The 15,102-nt window shown below is 68.1% G+C and carries 21 protein-coding genes; 20 read left to right on the top strand and 1 reads right to left on the bottom strand.

What is annotated here, in order from left to right; genetic code table 11:
• Positions 1-2 precede the first annotated feature (2 nt).
• Genes fliD through flgJ form a run of 11 tightly spaced genes read left to right on the top strand, consistent with a single transcriptional unit; the run spans position 3 to position 7,797 of the window.
• Entirely contained in the window at positions 3-1,367 is a 1,365-nt protein-coding gene (fliD, locus tag ACFOPH_RS24350) for a flagellar filament capping protein FliD (RefSeq protein ID WP_379737708.1), read from the top strand.
• Between the two features lie 9 nt (positions 1,368-1,376).
• Entirely contained in the window at positions 1,377-1,766 is a 390-nt protein-coding gene (fliS, locus tag ACFOPH_RS24345) for a flagellar export chaperone FliS (protein WP_379737706.1), read from the top strand.
• Entirely contained in the window at positions 1,759-2,064 is a 306-nt protein-coding gene (locus ACFOPH_RS24340; RefSeq protein ID WP_379737704.1) for a hypothetical protein, read from the top strand. The genes fliS and ACFOPH_RS24340 overlap by 8 nt, the downstream gene beginning before the upstream one ends.
• Positions 2,065-2,067: 3 nt before the next feature.
• Positions 2,068-3,177, top strand: a complete 1,110-nt coding sequence (locus ACFOPH_RS24335) for a flagellar hook-length control protein FliK (RefSeq protein ID WP_379737702.1) — start codon at positions 2,068-2,070, stop codon at positions 3,175-3,177.
• A 48-nt stretch (positions 3,178-3,225) separates the two neighbouring features.
• A complete protein-coding gene (locus ACFOPH_RS24330; protein WP_379737700.1) occupies positions 3,226-3,687 on the top strand; it encodes a flagellar basal body-associated FliL family protein in 462 nt (153 codons plus the stop codon).
• A 15-nt stretch (positions 3,688-3,702) separates the two neighbouring features.
• Positions 3,703-4,443: a FliA/WhiG family RNA polymerase sigma factor gene (locus ACFOPH_RS24325; protein ID WP_379737698.1), complete on the top strand. Its 741-nt coding sequence runs from the start codon at positions 3,703-3,705 to the stop codon at positions 4,441-4,443.
• 46 nt (positions 4,444-4,489) lie between these two features.
• On the top strand, positions 4,490-5,401 hold the full coding sequence (motA, locus tag ACFOPH_RS24320) for a flagellar motor stator protein MotA (RefSeq protein WP_312554009.1): 912 nt from the start codon (positions 4,490-4,492) through the stop codon (positions 5,399-5,401).
• A gap of 3 nt (positions 5,402-5,404) precedes the next feature.
• Positions 5,405-6,361, top strand: coding sequence for a flagellar motor protein MotB (locus tag ACFOPH_RS24315; protein WP_379737696.1), 957 nt, complete (start codon positions 5,405-5,407; stop codon positions 6,359-6,361).
• Between the two features lie 35 nt (positions 6,362-6,396).
• On the top strand, positions 6,397-6,666 hold the full coding sequence (flgM, locus tag ACFOPH_RS24310; protein ID WP_379737694.1) for a flagellar biosynthesis anti-sigma factor FlgM: 270 nt from the start codon (positions 6,397-6,399) through the stop codon (positions 6,664-6,666).
• Entirely contained in the window at positions 6,666-7,094 is a 429-nt protein-coding gene (gene flgN / locus ACFOPH_RS24305; RefSeq protein ID WP_379737692.1) for a flagellar export chaperone FlgN, read from the top strand. Before flgM ends, flgN begins: the two co-directional genes overlap by 1 nt.
• Positions 7,081-7,797 carry a flagellar assembly peptidoglycan hydrolase FlgJ gene (flgJ, locus tag ACFOPH_RS24300; RefSeq protein WP_312553066.1) on the top strand — a complete coding sequence of 239 codons (717 nt, stop codon included), beginning with the start codon at positions 7,081-7,083 and terminating at the stop codon, positions 7,795-7,797. Before flgN ends, flgJ begins: the two co-directional genes overlap by 14 nt.
• On the opposite strand, the gene flgA is transcribed toward flgJ, so the two are convergent.
• Positions 7,787-8,524, bottom strand: a complete 738-nt coding sequence (flgA, locus tag ACFOPH_RS24295; RefSeq protein WP_379737690.1) for a flagellar basal body P-ring formation chaperone FlgA — start codon at positions 8,522-8,524, stop codon at positions 7,787-7,789. The genes flgJ and flgA overlap by 11 nt on opposite strands.
• 75 nt (positions 8,525-8,599) lie before the next feature.
• Here flgA and flgB point away from each other — a divergent pair, with 75 nt between their 5' ends.
• The 9 genes from flgB (at position 8,600) to ACFOPH_RS24250 (ending at position 15,087) form a co-directional block, all read left to right on the top strand.
• Positions 8,600-8,974: a flagellar basal body rod protein FlgB gene (flgB, locus tag ACFOPH_RS24290; RefSeq protein WP_313704136.1), complete on the top strand. Its 375-nt coding sequence runs from the start codon at positions 8,600-8,602 to the stop codon at positions 8,972-8,974.
• 2 nt (positions 8,975-8,976) lie between these two features.
• A complete protein-coding gene (flgC, locus tag ACFOPH_RS24285) occupies positions 8,977-9,381 on the top strand; it encodes a flagellar basal body rod protein FlgC (protein WP_312553061.1) in 405 nt (134 codons plus the stop codon).
• Between the two features lie 2 nt (positions 9,382-9,383).
• Positions 9,384-10,064 (top strand): flagellar hook capping FlgD N-terminal domain-containing protein, encoded by a 681-nt coding sequence (locus ACFOPH_RS24280; protein WP_379737688.1) that lies wholly within the window; start codon positions 9,384-9,386, stop codon positions 10,062-10,064.
• Positions 10,065-10,079: 15 nt separating this feature from the next.
• Positions 10,080-11,279, top strand: a complete 1,200-nt coding sequence (locus ACFOPH_RS24275) for a flagellar hook protein FlgE (RefSeq protein WP_379737686.1) — start codon at positions 10,080-10,082, stop codon at positions 11,277-11,279.
• Between the two features lie 13 nt (positions 11,280-11,292).
• Positions 11,293-12,018: a flagellar basal body rod protein FlgF gene (locus tag ACFOPH_RS24270; protein WP_312553055.1), complete on the top strand. Its 726-nt coding sequence runs from the start codon at positions 11,293-11,295 to the stop codon at positions 12,016-12,018.
• A 39-nt stretch (positions 12,019-12,057) separates the two neighbouring features.
• Positions 12,058-12,843: a flagellar basal-body rod protein FlgG gene (gene flgG, locus ACFOPH_RS24265; RefSeq protein WP_312553052.1), complete on the top strand. Its 786-nt coding sequence runs from the start codon at positions 12,058-12,060 to the stop codon at positions 12,841-12,843.
• On the top strand, positions 12,843-13,499 hold the full coding sequence (gene flgH / locus ACFOPH_RS24260; protein ID WP_379737684.1) for a flagellar basal body L-ring protein FlgH: 657 nt from the start codon (positions 12,843-12,845) through the stop codon (positions 13,497-13,499). The genes flgG and flgH overlap by 1 nt, the downstream gene beginning before the upstream one ends.
• A 131-nt stretch (positions 13,500-13,630) precedes the next feature.
• Positions 13,631-14,737, top strand: a complete 1,107-nt coding sequence (locus ACFOPH_RS24255) for a flagellar basal body P-ring protein FlgI (protein ID WP_312553706.1) — start codon at positions 13,631-13,633, stop codon at positions 14,735-14,737.
• Positions 14,737-15,087: a rod-binding protein gene (locus ACFOPH_RS24250; RefSeq protein WP_379737682.1), complete on the top strand. Its 351-nt coding sequence runs from the start codon at positions 14,737-14,739 to the stop codon at positions 15,085-15,087. The genes ACFOPH_RS24255 and ACFOPH_RS24250 overlap by 1 nt, the downstream gene beginning before the upstream one ends.
• Positions 15,088-15,102 lie beyond the last annotated feature (15 nt).

Below are 15,102 nucleotides of genomic sequence, written 5' to 3'. Positions count from 1 at the left end.
CCATGGCGATCAACACCAATTACGATCCAGTCACCACGGCCCAGGCGCTGGCGGAACAGTTCACGTACGGCCGTCAGACGATGCTGACGAACCAGACCAATGCCGCCACGGCCACCGAGAAGGGCCTGAACACGCTCGGCTCGGCGCTGAGCGCATTCCAGGCCAGCCTGGCGAGCCTGACCGGCGTCAACAAGACCATCGCGGCCAATAGCGCCGTGTTCAGCGACACCGCCTTTGCCAGCGCCACGGCGAATTCGACCGCGGCGGCCGGTGGCTATACCTTCTTCGTCGAACGGATCGCCAGCGCCCACAAGATTTCCTACAGCGGCCTGACCGACTTCGCCGGCGGCGGCTCGCTCACGCTGGGCAGCGGCAGCAATTCGTTCACGCTGGACCTGAGCGGCAAGACCACCTGGACGGTGCGCGACCTGGCCGCCGCGATCAATGGCGACACCAACAACACCAGCATCTCGGCCTCGGTCGTCACCACCGGCACCGGCGTGTCGGAACTGGTGCTGAGCGCGAAGGCCACCGGCGCCGCCAACGCGATCACGGTCGCCCCGAGCGGCGCGACCAGCGGCATCGATGCCGGCCTGGCCGCGAAACTGGGCGCCGCGCCGAACCCGCTGAGCAAGGCGCTCGACGCCGTGCTGCGCGTCGGTTCGGAAACCGGCACCGCCATCACCCAGGCCAGCAACACCTTCAACGTGATCGACGGCGTGACCATGACGCTGACCAAGGCGCAAGCCGCCGGCAGCGCGCCGCTCACGCTGACGGTCGCCTCCGACGCCTCGAAGACCACTGCCAACGCCCAGGCTTTCGTGGATGCCTACAACAAGCTGAAATCGACGATCGACGCCCTGGTCAGCCCAGCCGACCCGTCGAACGGCTCGGCGGCCGGCGCCTTTGCCGGCGACAGCGGCGTGCGCGCACTGCGCGACCGCCTGGTGAGCGCGCTGCGCGGCGCCGGCGGCAGCTCGCTGGCGAGCTTCGGCCTGATCGGTAACCGCGACGGCACCCTGGGCCTGGACAATGCCCGCCTGACCAAGGCGCTGGCGGCCAACCCGACCGGGCTCGACACCCTGATCGGCAGCACGGCGACCGGCAGCGCCAGCGGCATCGCCGCCCAGCTCGACTCCTACCTGAAGCTGTGGAACAACAGCGCCAACGGCCAGATCCAGGCCCGCAAGGATCAACTCAGCAAGCTGCAGGGCGACCTGGCCGGGCGCCAGACCGCGCTCGACAAACAGTACGACAGCGCCTACGCGCGCTACCTCGCGCAGTTCACGCAGCTGCAAACCGTTCAGAGCAATATGTCCTATAACACCTCGCTGTTCGACGCTTTGTTCAGCAGCAGCAAAGATTAAAGTACACCCATGTCCTATCAAGAAGCCTACGGCAGCTATCACGCTGCCAACCTGGACGCGCAGACTTCGCGCGCTTCCCCGGTGGAGCTGGTCCTCTTGCTCACCGACGGCCTGCTGGACGAACTGGCGCGCGCACGCGGCCACATCGTCGGCAAGCGCTACGAACTGAAAGCCAACAGCATCGACAAATGCTGCGAGATCATCAACGGCCTGTCGAGCTCGCTCGACTTCGAACAGGGCGGCGAAGTGGTGGCCAACCTGGCGCGCCTGTACGACTTCTGCGCCGCGCGCCTGCAGAACGCCGGCATCAAGATGGATCCGGCGATGGTCGACGAAGTGGTGGAGATCCTGACCACGATCCGCCAGGGCTGGCAAGGCGTGCAGGCACGCAATGGCTAGGATGGCGGCAATCGGCATGCTCGCCGCGGCCTTCGACGACGCCCGTGCAACCCGCGACTGGGAGCGGCTCGGCGCGCTGGCGAAAACGCTGGCGCCGCAGCTGTCGGCGCTGGCCGCGCGCGGCCCCTGGAGCGCCGCCGAACTGGCGGCGCTGGCGCGCCTGCGCACCGCCCACGACCACGCCGCCGCGGCCTGCGCGCAGGCCCTGGAGCAACTGGGCCAGCGGCTTGCCGAGATGCGCGACAACAAAGATGGCTGGATCGCGTACGCGCTGACCAGCGAGACCGAATCGGCCTGATACATGATGAACCTGAATTTGACCAACCTGAACCTGCCGGCCGCCGGCAAGGGCGCGAAGCCGGCCGAGCCGGGCGCAGCCGCGGGCAATGCCGCCACCGTGAAGGACGCGGCCGCCGCCGCGCAGCCGGGCGAGGCCGCACAGGCGCCGGCGCAGCCGGCCCTCGCTTTTGCCGAGTGGCTGGGCCTGGACCAGCCGCTTCCGCCACCCGCGGCCGACGGCCTCGAGGCGCCAGCGGCCGACGAGTCCGCGGACGAGCAGCAACCGGCCGACAATGCCCTGCTGGGCGCCATGGCGATGCCGCTGATGCCGGCGGCGCAAGCCACCCTGGCCGCGGTCGTTGCCGCGCTGCCGGGCGTGCGCGCCCCTAAAGATCCGGCGCCCGCCGCCGATACCGGTATTTCGCCGGCGCCGGACGCCGCCGCACGCGTCGACCTGCGCACTGCCAATGCCGGCGCCGCGCTCCCGGCGCTGTCCGACGCGGCCATGCCGGCAACGACGACGCCTGCGACCGGCCAGCAGAAGAACACGGCCCCTGCCCTGGCAGCCGACGCCTTCGGCGGCGTCGAGGCCGGCCAGGACCAGGCGCCCACCGGCGATCGCGGCCTGGCCCAGGCCTTCGGCGTGGCCGCGCCGGCAAACGGCGCGGCGCAGCGCGGCGCCGACACGGTGACGCTCTCGGGCCCGCCGACCGCCTGGCGCCAGACCCTGCACGAGGCGCTCGGCGAGCGCCTGCAGCTCCAGCTCGGCAAGAACGCCGAGCAGGCGGTGATCCGCCTCGAGCCGCCGATGCTGGGCCGCGTCGAGATCGCGATCCGCCACAGCGCCGGTTCGCTCGAGGTGCACATCTCGGCGACCCATGGCGAAGTGCTGCGCCAGCTGCAGAGCGTCAGCGAGAACCTGCGCAACGACCTGGCCCAGCGCCAGTTCACCGATGTCGCGGTCAACATCACCCAGGCGGCGCGCAGCGCGAATGCGGCGCCGCAGTTCGCCGGCGACGGCGGCAACCGCGGCCGCCAGCAGGACGGCCAGCAACAGGAACAGGCGCCCGGCAATGCCCTTGCCGAGGCCAACGACGGCGCTTCCGCGTTCTCGCTGAACGCCCGCGCCTGACCTACCCACTGAAGAATCAATCCAGGAACGATGAACAGCAAGCTGAAAATGATCATTGGCGTTGTCGCCGTCGCGGTGCTCAGCGCCGCCGCGGCCGGCGGCGCCATGTGGTGGATGAAGCCGCAGGCCGCGCAGGCCGGCGAAGCAGCGCATGCCGCCGAAACGCCGAAGAAAAAGGAAAAGTCGGACAAGCCGGTCAAGTACGTCACCCTCGACAAGGTGATCGTGATGCTGCGCCGCGCGCCGAACGAGGCCCAGGCGCATTACCTGTCGACCGACCTGGTGCTGGCCACCGACGAGAAACGCGAGAAGCTGACCAAGGACCACCTGCCGCTGCTGCGCGCGGTCGCGGTGCGCGCCCTGTCGGCGCACACGCTGGCCGAGGCCTCGGGCATGACGGTCGAGCAGTACGCCGAGCAGCTCAACAAAACCTTCGATGCCAATTATGCGAGCGAAGAACGGGAGAAGCCGTTCGACGAAGTCATGATCGGCAAGCTGATCGTCGAATGAACCTTCGGGGATAACGTGGCCTACCTAGCCGACTACGCCGACACTTCCTGCGCCAGCGAATACCACGAAGCCGCCGTTGCCTCGGGCATGAGCGCGCGCGAGGAACAGCGCCACCTGGTGGCGTACGCGCCGCTGGTCAAGCGCATCGTGCGCCAGCTCAATTCGCAGGTCTCGGGCTCGATGTCGCGCGAGGACATGGAGCAGATCGGCCTGATGGGCCTGCTCGAAGCGCTGCGCCGTTACGGTACGCCCGACAATGGTTTCGGCAGCTTCGCCTCGCTGCGCATCCGCGGCGCCATCCTCGACGAGCTGCGCCGCCAGGACTGGCGCCCGCGCGCCGTGCGCCAGGACGCGCACCGCCTGCGCGACGGCCTGCGCGCCCTCACCCGCCAGCTCGGGCGCGAGCCGACGCCGCAAGAAGCGGCCGAGGCGCTGGGCATCACCCAGGAAGCCTATTTCCAGCATCTGCTGGACGACGGCGCCGAAGAAATGCTGTCGTTCGACGAAGTGCTGCAGGAAGCGACCGAGCAGGCGCACAGCGCGCCTGGCCCGGAAGAATCGCTGCTGGTGCGCCGCAGCCTGGAGCAGGCCCTGGCCGCCTTGAGCGAGCGCGAACAGCGCGTGATCCAGATGATCTACGAGTTCGAGCTCAGCTACAAGGAAATCGCCGCCGTGCTCGACCTGTCCGACGCCCGCGTCTGCCAGCTCAACAAGAGCGCGCTGGCCAAGATGAAGGCCGCCCTCGGGGCGCGCTGATACAACAACAAGAGAACACCATGCAAATCATCCTGAAAGGCCCGTCATGCAGCAACTAATCGGTATCCTCATTGTGCTCGGCTGCGTCTTCGGCGGCTTCGCACTGATGGGCGGGACGGTCACCGCCATCTGGCACCCGGTCGAGATCCTGATCATCGTCGGCGCCGCTTTCGGTGCGCTCGTGATCGGCAACGAAAAGCACGTGCTCGGCGAAATGGCGCACCAGCTCAAGAAGATCGCCTCGCGCAAGAAGCACGATTCGGAATTCCAGCGCCAGCTGCTGCTGCTGATGTACGAACTGCTGCAACTGGCCGCCGGCGGCCTGAAGGCGCTCGACGCCCACGTCGAGGCGCCGCGCGAAAGCGCGATCTTCCAGCGCTACCCGCGCATCCTGGAAGAGCCGAAGCTGCTGGCGTTCATCGTCGACAACTTCCGACTGATGGCGATGGGGAAAATCAACGCCCACGAGCTCGAAGGCGTGCTGGAACAGGAACTGGACGCCATCCACGAGGAGCTGACCCAGCCCTCGAAGTCGCTGCACAAGATCGCCGAAGGCATGCCGGGCTTCGGCATCCTGGCGGCCGTCCTGGGCATCGTGATGGCGATGTATTCGGTCTCCGGCGGTGCCGACTCGGGCCTGATCGCCGAGAAGGTCGGCGCGGCGATGGTCGGCACCTTCATCGGCATCTTCTTCTGCTACGGCCTGCTCGATCCGCTGTCGAACATGATGAAGCAGCTGGTCAATTCGGAAGCGTCGACCATGGAAACCGTGAAGGTGGTGCTGTGCACCCACGTGGCCGGCAAGCCGGCGCTGCTGGCGATCGACGCCGGCCGCCGCCTGATCCAGCTGAACGCCAAGCCCAGCTTCGCCCAGCTCGAGCAGTGGATCAACGCCATGGGCGGCGAGGACGAGTCGCAGAACAAGCGCCGCCGCTCGGGCGACCGGATGACGGGGTAAGCGGTGTCGAAGCTGAACGACAAGCACGGCGAGACCATCGTCAAGCGTGGCGGCGGCAAGCACGACCACGACGAGCACGGCGGCGCCTGGAAAGTCGCCTTCGCCGACTTCTGCCTGGCGCTGCTGTCGCTGTTCCTGGTGCTGTGGCTGATGGCCGCGCGCGAGAAGGAAGCCGTGCAGAACATGATGAAGGACGCCGCCGCCGGCCAGCTGGAAGGCCCGGGACGCCGTCCCGAAATCTCGAATGGTCCCAGCGGCAGCCTGATCGAGCGCTTCCCGACCATGCACGACGGCATCGGTCCGGCGAATGCCGCCGGCGCCGACAGCGCCACGCGCGTGTCCTACGACTCCCCGGCCGACCTGGCCGCACTGTCGAAGAAGCTGGAAAAGATGAGCGAGGAAGCGGGCCTGGCGTCGAACCTGGAAGCGACGGTGACGCCCTTCGGCCTGCGCGTGATGCTGCACGATACCGACAAGCAGGGCATGTTCATGCGCGGCAGCGCACTGCCGACCGGCCGCTTCGCGCGCCTGCTGCAGAAAATGGGCCCGCTGTTCGCGCAGATGGAAAACCAGATGCTGATCGTCGGCCACACCGACTCGGTGCAGTACACCTTCGCCGAGAAGACCGGCATGTCGAACTGGGCGCTGTCGTCGAACCGCGCAATGGCCGCGCGCTCCCAGCTGCTTAGCGGCGGCATGCGCCCCGACAGCGTGCTGCAGGTGGTCGGCATGGCCGACCGCGCGCCGCTCGACGCAAAGAACACCGACGCCGACGTCAACCGGCGTATCGAACTCATGATCCTGACGCGCGCGCAATCGCGCACGGTCGCGGCCATGTTCGGCGCCCCGGGCGCCACCCGCGAACTGGTCGACGGCGTCTCCGTCAGCGCCGCCGGCGCGAACGGGAACGCCGCTGCGGCCAGGGACGTGCAGGCAGTGAGCGGCCAACTGGCGAAGTAACCATGACGATTCAATCGAAAACCCGAGGTACCCGCATGAAAATCACTGGAACCGGCGCAGCGGTCGTGACGCCGTCAGTCGGCGGCGCGTCCGCCCCTGCCGCCGCTCCCGCCCCGGCCGGCGCCGCCGCCCCGGCCGCCCTGGAATCGGAAGTGCTGCAGCCGGCCACCCAGGCCATGCGCGCCATGCCGGACTTCGACGCCGCCCGCGTGGCCGAACTGCGCGACGCGCTGGCCAAGGGCGAACTGCCGTTCGATCCGGCGCGCCTGGCCGGCATGATCCAGCGCTTCCACGGAGGCCGCTGATGACCCGCATGACGCGCCAGCAGGCCGTCGCCGCGCTGGCGGACGGCGTGCAGCTCGACCTGGAAGCGGCGAAAGCCATCCTGGCCCTGCTCGAGCGCCAGTTCCAGGCCGCGCTGCGGCACCAGGGTTCCGAACTGGCCGCGCTGGCCGAAGAGCTGACGCCGGCACTGGACGCGATGGATGCGCGCCGCCGCCAGCGCGTGGCGCTGGTGCGCGCCCTGCACGGCCTCGACGGCACGATGGCCGGGTTCATCGCGGCCCAGCCCGAGCCGGGCCGCGCGCGCCTGGCGGCCTCCTGGTCCGAGCTGGAGCGCCTGGTGGTCGTCTGCAAGGCCGCGACCACGCGCAACGGCAACCTGCTGGCCGACCAGTTCACCACCATGCAGCGCGTGCTGCACGGCGAGGAGCAGACCTATGCGCCACGCTGAGTTCTCGACCACGCCGCTGTCGGCCACGCTGCCGACCGCCTCGACCCGCCCGACCGCCGCCATTGGCGGCGGCAGCGGCTTCGGGCGCGCCTTCGCCGAGGTGCAGGGCGAAGTGGCGGCCTTTATCCAGAACGGTGGCACGCCTGCCGCCGACCTGACGCCGGAAGGCGCGATGTGGCACCAGCGCAGCGCGGCCGAAGTGCTGGCGCCGGAAGAGGTGGAAAACGGATCGGCCAGTGAGCATCAGCAGGCCTTCCTGGACAGCATCGCGCCCTGGGCGCGCGAAGCGGGCGCCAGGCTCGGCGTGGCGCCGGAACTGGTGGCGGCCCACGCGGCGCTCGAATCGGGCTGGGGCCAGCGCCCGATCCCGAACGCGAACGGCGCCAGCAGCCACAACCTGTTCGGCATCAAGGCCAGCGGCAGCTGGAACGGCGCCGTGGCCGAGACGGCCACCACCGAATACGTCGGCGGCGCGGCGGTCAAGACCAACGCGCGCTTCCGTGCCTATCCGGACGCGGCCAGCGCCTTCCGCGACTACGCGCAGATGCTGCTCGATAACCCGCGCTACAAAGGCGCGATCGGCGCCGGCAGCGACGCCCACGCCTTCGCCCAGGGCCTGGCCCGCGGCGGCTACGCGACCGACCCGGCCTACGCCGCCAAGCTGGCGCGCCTGGCCGGCAAGCTGCAGGGCATCAACGGCTGATGGGCGGCCTGTCGGCGGGTTCGACCATGCCGGGCGCGCTCACGCGCATGCGCACGACCTGGCCGCTGGAGGCGTTGCGCACCCGCACCAGCGCGCCCTTGGCGCCGGTGTCGAGCGCTTCGCCGGCCGTGCTGACCTCGATACCGTCCTGGCGCGCGATCATGACGACGGCGTCGCCGCGTTTGATCAGGATGGGAGCGCTTAGCGAACTGTTACGTAAAACGTCGCCCGCGCGCAACGATCTGCGACTCGTTTGGCCTACCGCATCAATTGGGCTGACTACAGGGTCCGTAATGCTGGTAATGTCCCGTTGTCCTACGGTAACATTGGAGTCTGTGAGCACTTCATTGGCAGCGACCGGGGTGGCGGTCACGACGACCGAGGCGGAAATGCGGGCCCGCACGATGTATTCCTGACGGCTGGCGCCGGCGCCCGGACAGCGCACCGCGAAGCGCATGCGGGTGGGCTGGCGGGTGTCGAGCACGTCGACCTCGACCGGGCCCGAACAGGGCGGCGCCGCGCGCGGCGGCACCACGGTGAGCGCGAAACGGGCGTCGACGAGACCGATGGCCTCGGCCTGCTTCTCCAGCTCGGCGCGGGCGGTCTCCTCGACCTGGCCGGCGATGGTGGGAGCGGCAAAGCCCGGCACAGGGGCCAGCAAGGGCGACAGCAAGAGCGGCAGCAGGAGGCGCGGCAGAACCGCGCGGCGGGCGGTACGAAGAATCATTGCGACAGACCTTGGCAATCAAAGATTCAAGCATTCTAACGAAACACACTGCAGTTCACGAAGGAGGACAAGCGAATGACGATCAACTTTAAGGAAGCACTGGGCGTGCATGCCGATGCGCTGCACGTGCGCGCCGAGCGCACCAAGGTGCTGGCCGCGAACATCGCCAACGAAAGCACGCCGGGCTTCACCGCACGCGACCTCGACTTCGGCGCAGTGCTGCAGGAGCGGATCGAGGCGGAAGCGGGCGAAGCGGGCATGGGCCTGCCGTCGTTCTCGGACGGCGACGCGCTCTACCGCGTGCCCTTCCACCCCAGCGCCGACGGCAACACCGTCGAAATCGGCGTCGAGCAGGCCGCGTTCTCGCAGAACGCCTCCGACTTCCAGACCAGCCTCACCTTCATCAACATGAAGCTGCGCGGCCTGGCCAAAGCCATCAACGGACAATAAGCATGAGTTTCAAGGACATCTCGAATATCGCCGGGTCGGCGATGGCGGCCCAGTCGGTACGCCTGAACACGATCGCCTCCAACCTGGCCAACGCCGACACCGCGGCCGCGTCCGAAGCCGACGCCTACCGCGCGAGGAAGCCCGTGTTCGCCGCCATCATGGAGAACGACAACGGCGCCCGCGTGCAGGTGCTCGACGTGGTCGAAAGCGCCGACCCGGTGCGCAAAGTCTATGAGCCGGGCAATCCGCTGGCCGACGCCGACGGCATGGTCGTCTACAGCAACGTCAATTCGGTCGCCGAGATGGCCGACATGATGTCGGCCTCGCGCGCCTTCGAGACCAATGTCGAGGTGCTGGGCCGCATCAAGTCGATGCAGGCCTCGCTCCTGAAACTGGGCGAGGGCTGATCATGCTGACCAATTCCCTCGCTTCCCCGAACAACGCGGCGACCGGCGCCGGCGTTGATGCGGTCTTGGCCAGCGCCGACGTCAGCGCCAACAAGGACATGTTCACCAAGCTGCTGGTGGCGCAGATCCGCAACCAGGATCCGCTGTCGCCGTCGGACCCCAGCCAGTTCGTGAACCAGCTCTCGCAGCTGTCGCAGACCGAGGCCCTGCAGAGCCTGTCGAAGACCACCAGCGCCAGCGCCAGCGTGCTGCAAAGCCTGCAGGTGCTGGCGATGGGCGGCCAGGTCGGCTCGTCGGTGTCGGTCGCGACCGAGCGCGTGCGCGTGGACGGCAGCACCATCGAAGGCAGCGTCGCCCTGCCGGCCGCCAGCAGCGCGACCAATGTCGTGCTGACCGGCGCCGACGGCCAGGCGCACACGATCTCCCTGCCCTTCCATGCGGCCGGTTCGCAAGCCTTTACCATCGACCCGGCGGCGCTCGGCCTGGCGCCGGGTAATTATGCGATCTCGGCCCAGGCTGCCGACGGCAGCCGCGTGCCGGTCGAAGTCACCGGCCGCGTCGACAGCGTGCGCCTGTCGGGCACCGGTGCGGTCGTATTGCAGGTGGCCGGCGTCGGCGAAGTCGACCCGTCCGCCATCACCAGTTTCAACGGCAAGACCGCCACCCAGGTCGCCTCCAACTAATTCAAGGATTCAGCCATGAGCTTCAACATCGCCCTTTCCGGTATCCAGGCCATCAATGAGCAGCTGGAAGCCGTGTCGAACAACATCGCCAACTCCAGCACCTACGGCTTCAAGAGCAGCCGCGCCAACTTCGCCTCGCTGTACGCGGGCGAACAGGCCAACGGCGTCACCGTCGGCTCGCTGACCCAGAACATCGGCCAGAACGGCTCGGTCGAATCGACCGGCCGCTCGCTCGACGCCGCCATCTCGGGCCGCGGCTTTTTCGTCAGCCGCGACGCGCAGGGCGGCGTTGCTTACAGCCGCGTCGGCATCTTCTCCGCCGATAACACCGGTTTCCTTGTCGATGCCGCCGGCCGCAAGGTCCAGGGCTACGGCCCGACCGTCGGCGGCAACCTGGGCGTGATGGGCGACGTCAAGATCCCGACCGGCCAGATCGCCGCCTCGGCCTCGACCGGCGTCAACTTCGTGGGCAACCTGTCGGCCGACTGGACCGTGCCGGTCACCTCCACCTTCAACAGCGCCGACGCCAACAGCTACAACATGGTCAAGCAGTCGGTCCTGTTCGATTCGCTCGGCACCCAGCACACCGTGTCGCAGTACTTCGTGAAGAACGCGACCCCGGCCAACACCGTGAGCGTGTACTACGGCTTCGACGGCGCCGCCCCGGACACCGCGACCGCGACCACCCTGTCCTTCTCGGAAACCGGCCAGCTGCCGCCGGTGATCAAGAGCGGCGCGCTGACCCTGACGCCGACCAACGGCGCGGCCCCGATCGAGTTCACGATCGACTACAGCGGCACCACCCAGTTCGCCGGCGAAGCGACCACCACCACCAACAGCACCAACGGCTACGCCTCGGGCACCTACGTCGGCGTCGAGCTGGCCGCCGACGGCTCGGTGGTGGCGCGCTACAGCAACGACCAGAAGCAGGTCGTCGGCACCATCGCCCTGGCCACCTTCGCCAACGAAGGCGCCCTGACCCAGATCAGCGACACCAGCTGGGAAGCCAACGCCACCTCCGGCCTGGCGCTGTACGGCACCCCGGGCAGCGGCCTGGCGGGCAAGCTGAACACCGGCTCGCTGGAAGGCTCGAACGTCGACATCACCTCGGAACTGGTGGGCCTGATGACCTCGCAGCGCAACTACCAGGCGAACTCGAAAGTCCTGACGACCGAGAACCAGATGATGCAGAGCCTGATGCAGGCCCTGAACTAAGGGCTGAACCGGCATGGACAAACTGATCTACACCGCCGTCTCCGGCGCCGAGCACACGCTGCGCGCCCAGCAGGTGCATGCGAACAACCTGGCCAACATGGACACGCCGGGCTTTCGCGCCAACCTGGAACTGGTGACCAGCCAGCAGCTCGGCGGCTATGGCTACGACGACGTGCACATGGCGCGCACCCAGGCCGACGCGATCTCGACCAAGCCGGGCACGGTGCGCGAGACCGGCCGTGCGCTCGACGTGGCGATCAACGGCAACGGCTACTTCGCGGTCGAATTCGGCGGCAACGAGGCCTACACCCGCGCCGGCGCGATCGACATCGACGCCAACGGCGCGCTGTCGGTGAACGGCCGACCGCTGCTGGGCGAAGGCGGCGCCATCGTGCTGCCGCCGCACTCGGCGGTGGAGATCGGCACCGACGGTACGATTTCCGTGATGGCCGAAGGCGCGACCACCATGCAGGTGATCGACAAGCTGCGCCTGGTGACGGCCGAAGGCCCGGAACTGACCAAGAACGAGGCCGGCCTGATCGTCTCGCGCAACGGCGACCAGCTGGCCGCCGACCCGAACATCACGGTCCGTTCGCGCGCCCTGGAAGGCAGCAACGTGTCGGCCATCGAAGAGATGGTCGCGACCATGGCCCTGAACCGCAGCTTCGAGCTGCAGATGAAGCTGTTCCAGGCCGGCGACAAGATGAACGAGGCGGGGAACCGCTTACTGGGCGCCTGAGCGGCGCTCCAACGGTAGCCGACACTCAAGGAGAATTTCATGAATCCAGCAATGTGGATCAGCAAGACCGGCGTGCAGGCGCAAGACGCAAAACTGCAGGCCATCGCCAACAACCTGGCGAACGTGAACACTGTCGGCTTCAAGCGCGACCGCGTCGTGTTCGAGGACCTGTTCTACCAGGTCGACGCCCAGCCGGGTGCGCAGAGCGCCGACAACACCGTCTCGAACGGCGTCCAGCTTGGCAACGGCACGCGCCTGGTCGGCACGCAGAAGGTATTCACCAACGGCTCGCTGCAGACCACCAGCCAGCAGCTCGACGTCGCCATTTCCGGCGCCGGCTTCCTGCAGGTGCGCCGCCCGAACGGCGAACCGGCCTTCACCCGCGCCGGCCAGCTGCAGATCGACGCCAACGGCACCCTGGTCAATGCCCAGGGCCTGCCGCTGGTGCCCCAGATCACCGTGCCGAACAACGCCACCGCGATCACCATCGCCGAAAACGGCACCGTCTCGGCCACCATCCCCGGCCAGGCCGCGCCGACCGAGATCGGCGCCCTGACCCTGACCTCGTTCGTGAACCCGGCGGGCCTGCTGGCCCTGGGCGAAAACCTGTTCCAGGAAACCGCCGCCAGCGGCGCGCCGAACGAAGGCCAGCCGGGCGAAGGCGCCCTCGGCAAGCTGAAACAGGGCGCGCTCGAAGGTTCGAACGTGCAGGTGGTCGAAGAGATGGTCGACATGATCGCCGCCCAGCGCACCTACGAGATGAACACCAAGGTGCTGTCCGCCGCCGACAACATGCTGCAATACCTGGCACAGGCAGCGCGATAATGAAACGCTCCAGCATCGCCGCGCTCGCCGCGGCCCTGCTCCTGGCCGGCTGCGCCTCGCGCGCGCCGCTCGTCCCGGCGGCGGACGACGAGCCGCTGCCGGTCGCGCCGACCGCCCAGCGTGGCGTCTCGGGCGGCGTGTTCAGCGCCGAGTCGATCTCGCTGACCTCGGACGCCCGCGCGTATCGCGTCGGCGACGTCGTCACCGTGATCCTGCAGGAGACCACCCAGGCCAGCAAGCGCGCCGGCACCAGCTTCAACAAGGGCTCGTCGGTGGGCGTCGCCCCGCTCGGCCTGTTGGGCAAGTCCTTCGGCAAGACCGGCGTCGACATCAGCGCCGACCGCAGCTTCGCCGGCGACTCGACCAGCACCCAGCAGAACGCCCTGTCCGGCGCGCTGACCGTGATCGTGCAGGAAGTGCTGCCGAACGGCCTCTTGCGCGTGGCCGGCGAAAAGAACATGACCCTGAACCAGGGCGAGGAATTCCTGCGCCTGAAGGGTTACCTGCGCGCCGCCGACATCGACAGCGACAACCAGGTGTCGTCGCTGCGCGTGGCCAACGCCCGCATCGCCTACTCGGCCAGGGGCGTGCTGGCGGACGCGAATTCGGCCGGCTGGCTGACCCGCTTCTTCACCGGCCCGCTGATGCCGTTCTAAGCAGTCAAACCAACCCGGGGCGGCGCCGCATCGTCGCGCCGCCCGAGGGTGTCCTGTCTTCGACGATGCGCCTTTTGCCCTGACCTGGCGTCAGGCGCTCCAGGGAATACAACATGATTCAGTTTCGCAGCATGACCACCGTTTTCCGTATCATTTTCGCCGCCGCGCTCGTCCTTGGCGCGGTCGCGCCGGCGGGCGCCGCCCAGGCGCTGCGCAACCTGGTCAGCGTCGAGGGCGTGCGCGAAAACCCGCTGGTCGGCTACGGCCTCGTCGTCGGCCTGAACGGCTCGGGCGACTCGACCCAGGTGAAGTTCGCCAGCCAGTCGGTGCTCAACATGCTCAAGCAGTTCGGCGTCAAGCTGCCGGAAGGCCAGGACGCGAAGAACAAGAACGTCGCCGCCGTGATGGTCTCGGCCGTCTTCCCGCCGGGCTACCGCCGCGGCCAGGCGATCGACGTCACCGTCTCGTCCCTCGGCGACGCCAAGAGCCTGCGCGGCGGCACCCTGCTGCTGACGCAACTGCGCGCGGCCGACAACGAAATCTATGCGCTGGCCCAGGGCAACCTGGTGGTCGGCGGCCTGAACGCCTCGGGCAAGAGCGGCTCCTCGGTGACGGTGAATACCCCGACCACCGGCCGCATCCCGAACGGCGCCATGATCGAGCGCGAGATCGCGACCGACTTCTCGACCCGCCCGCAAGTGCTGCTGCGCCTGCGCCAGCCGCATTTCGAGACCGCGACCAACGTCGTGGAAGCGATCAACCGCCGCTTCGGCCAGGTCGCCACCACCGCCGACGGCACCAGCGTCGAGGTGCTGGCGCCGGCCGATCCGACCGAGCGCGTCGCCTTCGTCGCCAAGCTCAATGCCCTGCAGGTCGAAGCCGGCGTCGAGGTGCCGAAGGTGGTGTTCAACTCGCGCACCGGCACCGTGGTGATCGCCGACGGCCTGCGCGTGAAAGCGGCCGCCGTCACCCACGGTTCGCTCAAGGTGGTGATTTCGGAAAGCTCGCGCGTCAGCCAGCCGGGTCCCCTGTCGCGCGGCCAGACCGCGGTGACGCCGCAGTCGCAGCTGTCGGTCGACCAGGGCTCGGGCCAGATGTTCAAGTGGCCGGCCGGCGCGAAGCTGCAAACCATTATCGACGTCGTCAACAGCCTGGGCGCGTCCCCCGACGACATCATGGCGATCCTGCAGGCGCTGGACCAGGCCGGCGCAATCGAAGGCGAACTGGTGGTGATCTGATGCAAACAAATAACAATCTGAATCCCCTGCACGCGCAGGCCACGCTGAACGGCGACACGGTGGCGCCCGCGGCCGATGGCGCGGCCCCGGATCCGGCCTACGTTGCCAAGGCAACCAAGGCCGCGGTCGAGTTCGAGAGCTTCTTCATCTCGCACATGCTTAAGGAAATGCGCGCCACCACGCGCGAGATGGCGGACGAGGACAGCGTCTTCAAGGACCGCGTCAACCAGGACATGCAGGACATGGCCGACGGCATCCTGGCGAAACAGATGGCCGGCCAGCGCGCCTTCGGCGTCGCCGACGCCATTCTTCGACAATTATTACCGGCAACATTTAATGTTCCCAAGTAACTGGTCGCCTTTCTA

This window comes from Massilia haematophila, from assembly GCF_042647645.1.
GTDB classification, from domain to species: domain Bacteria; phylum Pseudomonadota; class Gammaproteobacteria; order Burkholderiales; family Burkholderiaceae_D; genus Telluria; species Telluria haematophila.
The sequence above is the reverse complement of the archived record's forward strand: the minus strand, read 5'-3'. Positions and strand labels throughout refer to the sequence as shown.

Bases quoted from the DNA above. Each gene is read 5' to 3' on its own strand.
- fliS (WP_379737706.1), top strand. From the start codon at position 1,377: ATGTCCTATCAAGAAGCCTACGGCAGCTATCACGCTGCCAACCTGGAC.
- flgH (WP_379737684.1), top strand. From the start codon at position 12,843: ATGAAACGCTCCAGCATCGCCGCGCTCGCCGCGGCCCTGCTCCTGGCC.
- flgJ (WP_312553066.1), top strand. From the start codon at position 7,081: ATGCGCCACGCTGAGTTCTCGACCACGCCGCTGTCGGCCACGCTGCCG.
- fliD (WP_379737708.1), top strand. From the start codon at position 3: ATGGCGATCAACACCAATTACGATCCAGTCACCACGGCCCAGGCGCTG.
- ACFOPH_RS24340 (WP_379737704.1), top strand. From the start codon at position 1,759: ATGGCTAGGATGGCGGCAATCGGCATGCTCGCCGCGGCCTTCGACGAC.
- flgM (WP_379737694.1), top strand. From the start codon at position 6,397: ATGAAAATCACTGGAACCGGCGCAGCGGTCGTGACGCCGTCAGTCGGC.
- flgN (WP_379737692.1), top strand. From the start codon at position 6,666: ATGACCCGCATGACGCGCCAGCAGGCCGTCGCCGCGCTGGCGGACGGC.
- ACFOPH_RS24330 (WP_379737700.1), top strand. From the start codon at position 3,226: ATGATCATTGGCGTTGTCGCCGTCGCGGTGCTCAGCGCCGCCGCGGCC.
- ACFOPH_RS24275 (WP_379737686.1), top strand. From the start codon at position 10,080: ATGAGCTTCAACATCGCCCTTTCCGGTATCCAGGCCATCAATGAGCAG.
- flgA (WP_379737690.1), bottom strand. From the start codon at position 8,524: ATGATTCTTCGTACCGCCCGCCGCGCGGTTCTGCCGCGCCTCCTGCTG.
- ACFOPH_RS24335 (WP_379737702.1), top strand. From the start codon at position 2,068: ATGATGAACCTGAATTTGACCAACCTGAACCTGCCGGCCGCCGGCAAG.
- motA (WP_312554009.1), top strand. From the start codon at position 4,490: ATGCAGCAACTAATCGGTATCCTCATTGTGCTCGGCTGCGTCTTCGGC.
- ACFOPH_RS24280 (WP_379737688.1), top strand. From the start codon at position 9,384: ATGCTGACCAATTCCCTCGCTTCCCCGAACAACGCGGCGACCGGCGCC.
- ACFOPH_RS24270 (WP_312553055.1), top strand. From the start codon at position 11,293: ATGGACAAACTGATCTACACCGCCGTCTCCGGCGCCGAGCACACGCTG.
- flgC (WP_312553061.1), top strand. From the start codon at position 8,977: ATGAGTTTCAAGGACATCTCGAATATCGCCGGGTCGGCGATGGCGGCC.
- ACFOPH_RS24255 (WP_312553706.1), top strand. From the start codon at position 13,631: ATGACCACCGTTTTCCGTATCATTTTCGCCGCCGCGCTCGTCCTTGGC.
- ACFOPH_RS24250 (WP_379737682.1), top strand. From the start codon at position 14,737: ATGCAAACAAATAACAATCTGAATCCCCTGCACGCGCAGGCCACGCTG.
- flgG (WP_312553052.1), top strand. From the start codon at position 12,058: ATGAATCCAGCAATGTGGATCAGCAAGACCGGCGTGCAGGCGCAAGAC.
- flgB (WP_313704136.1), top strand. From the start codon at position 8,600: ATGACGATCAACTTTAAGGAAGCACTGGGCGTGCATGCCGATGCGCTG.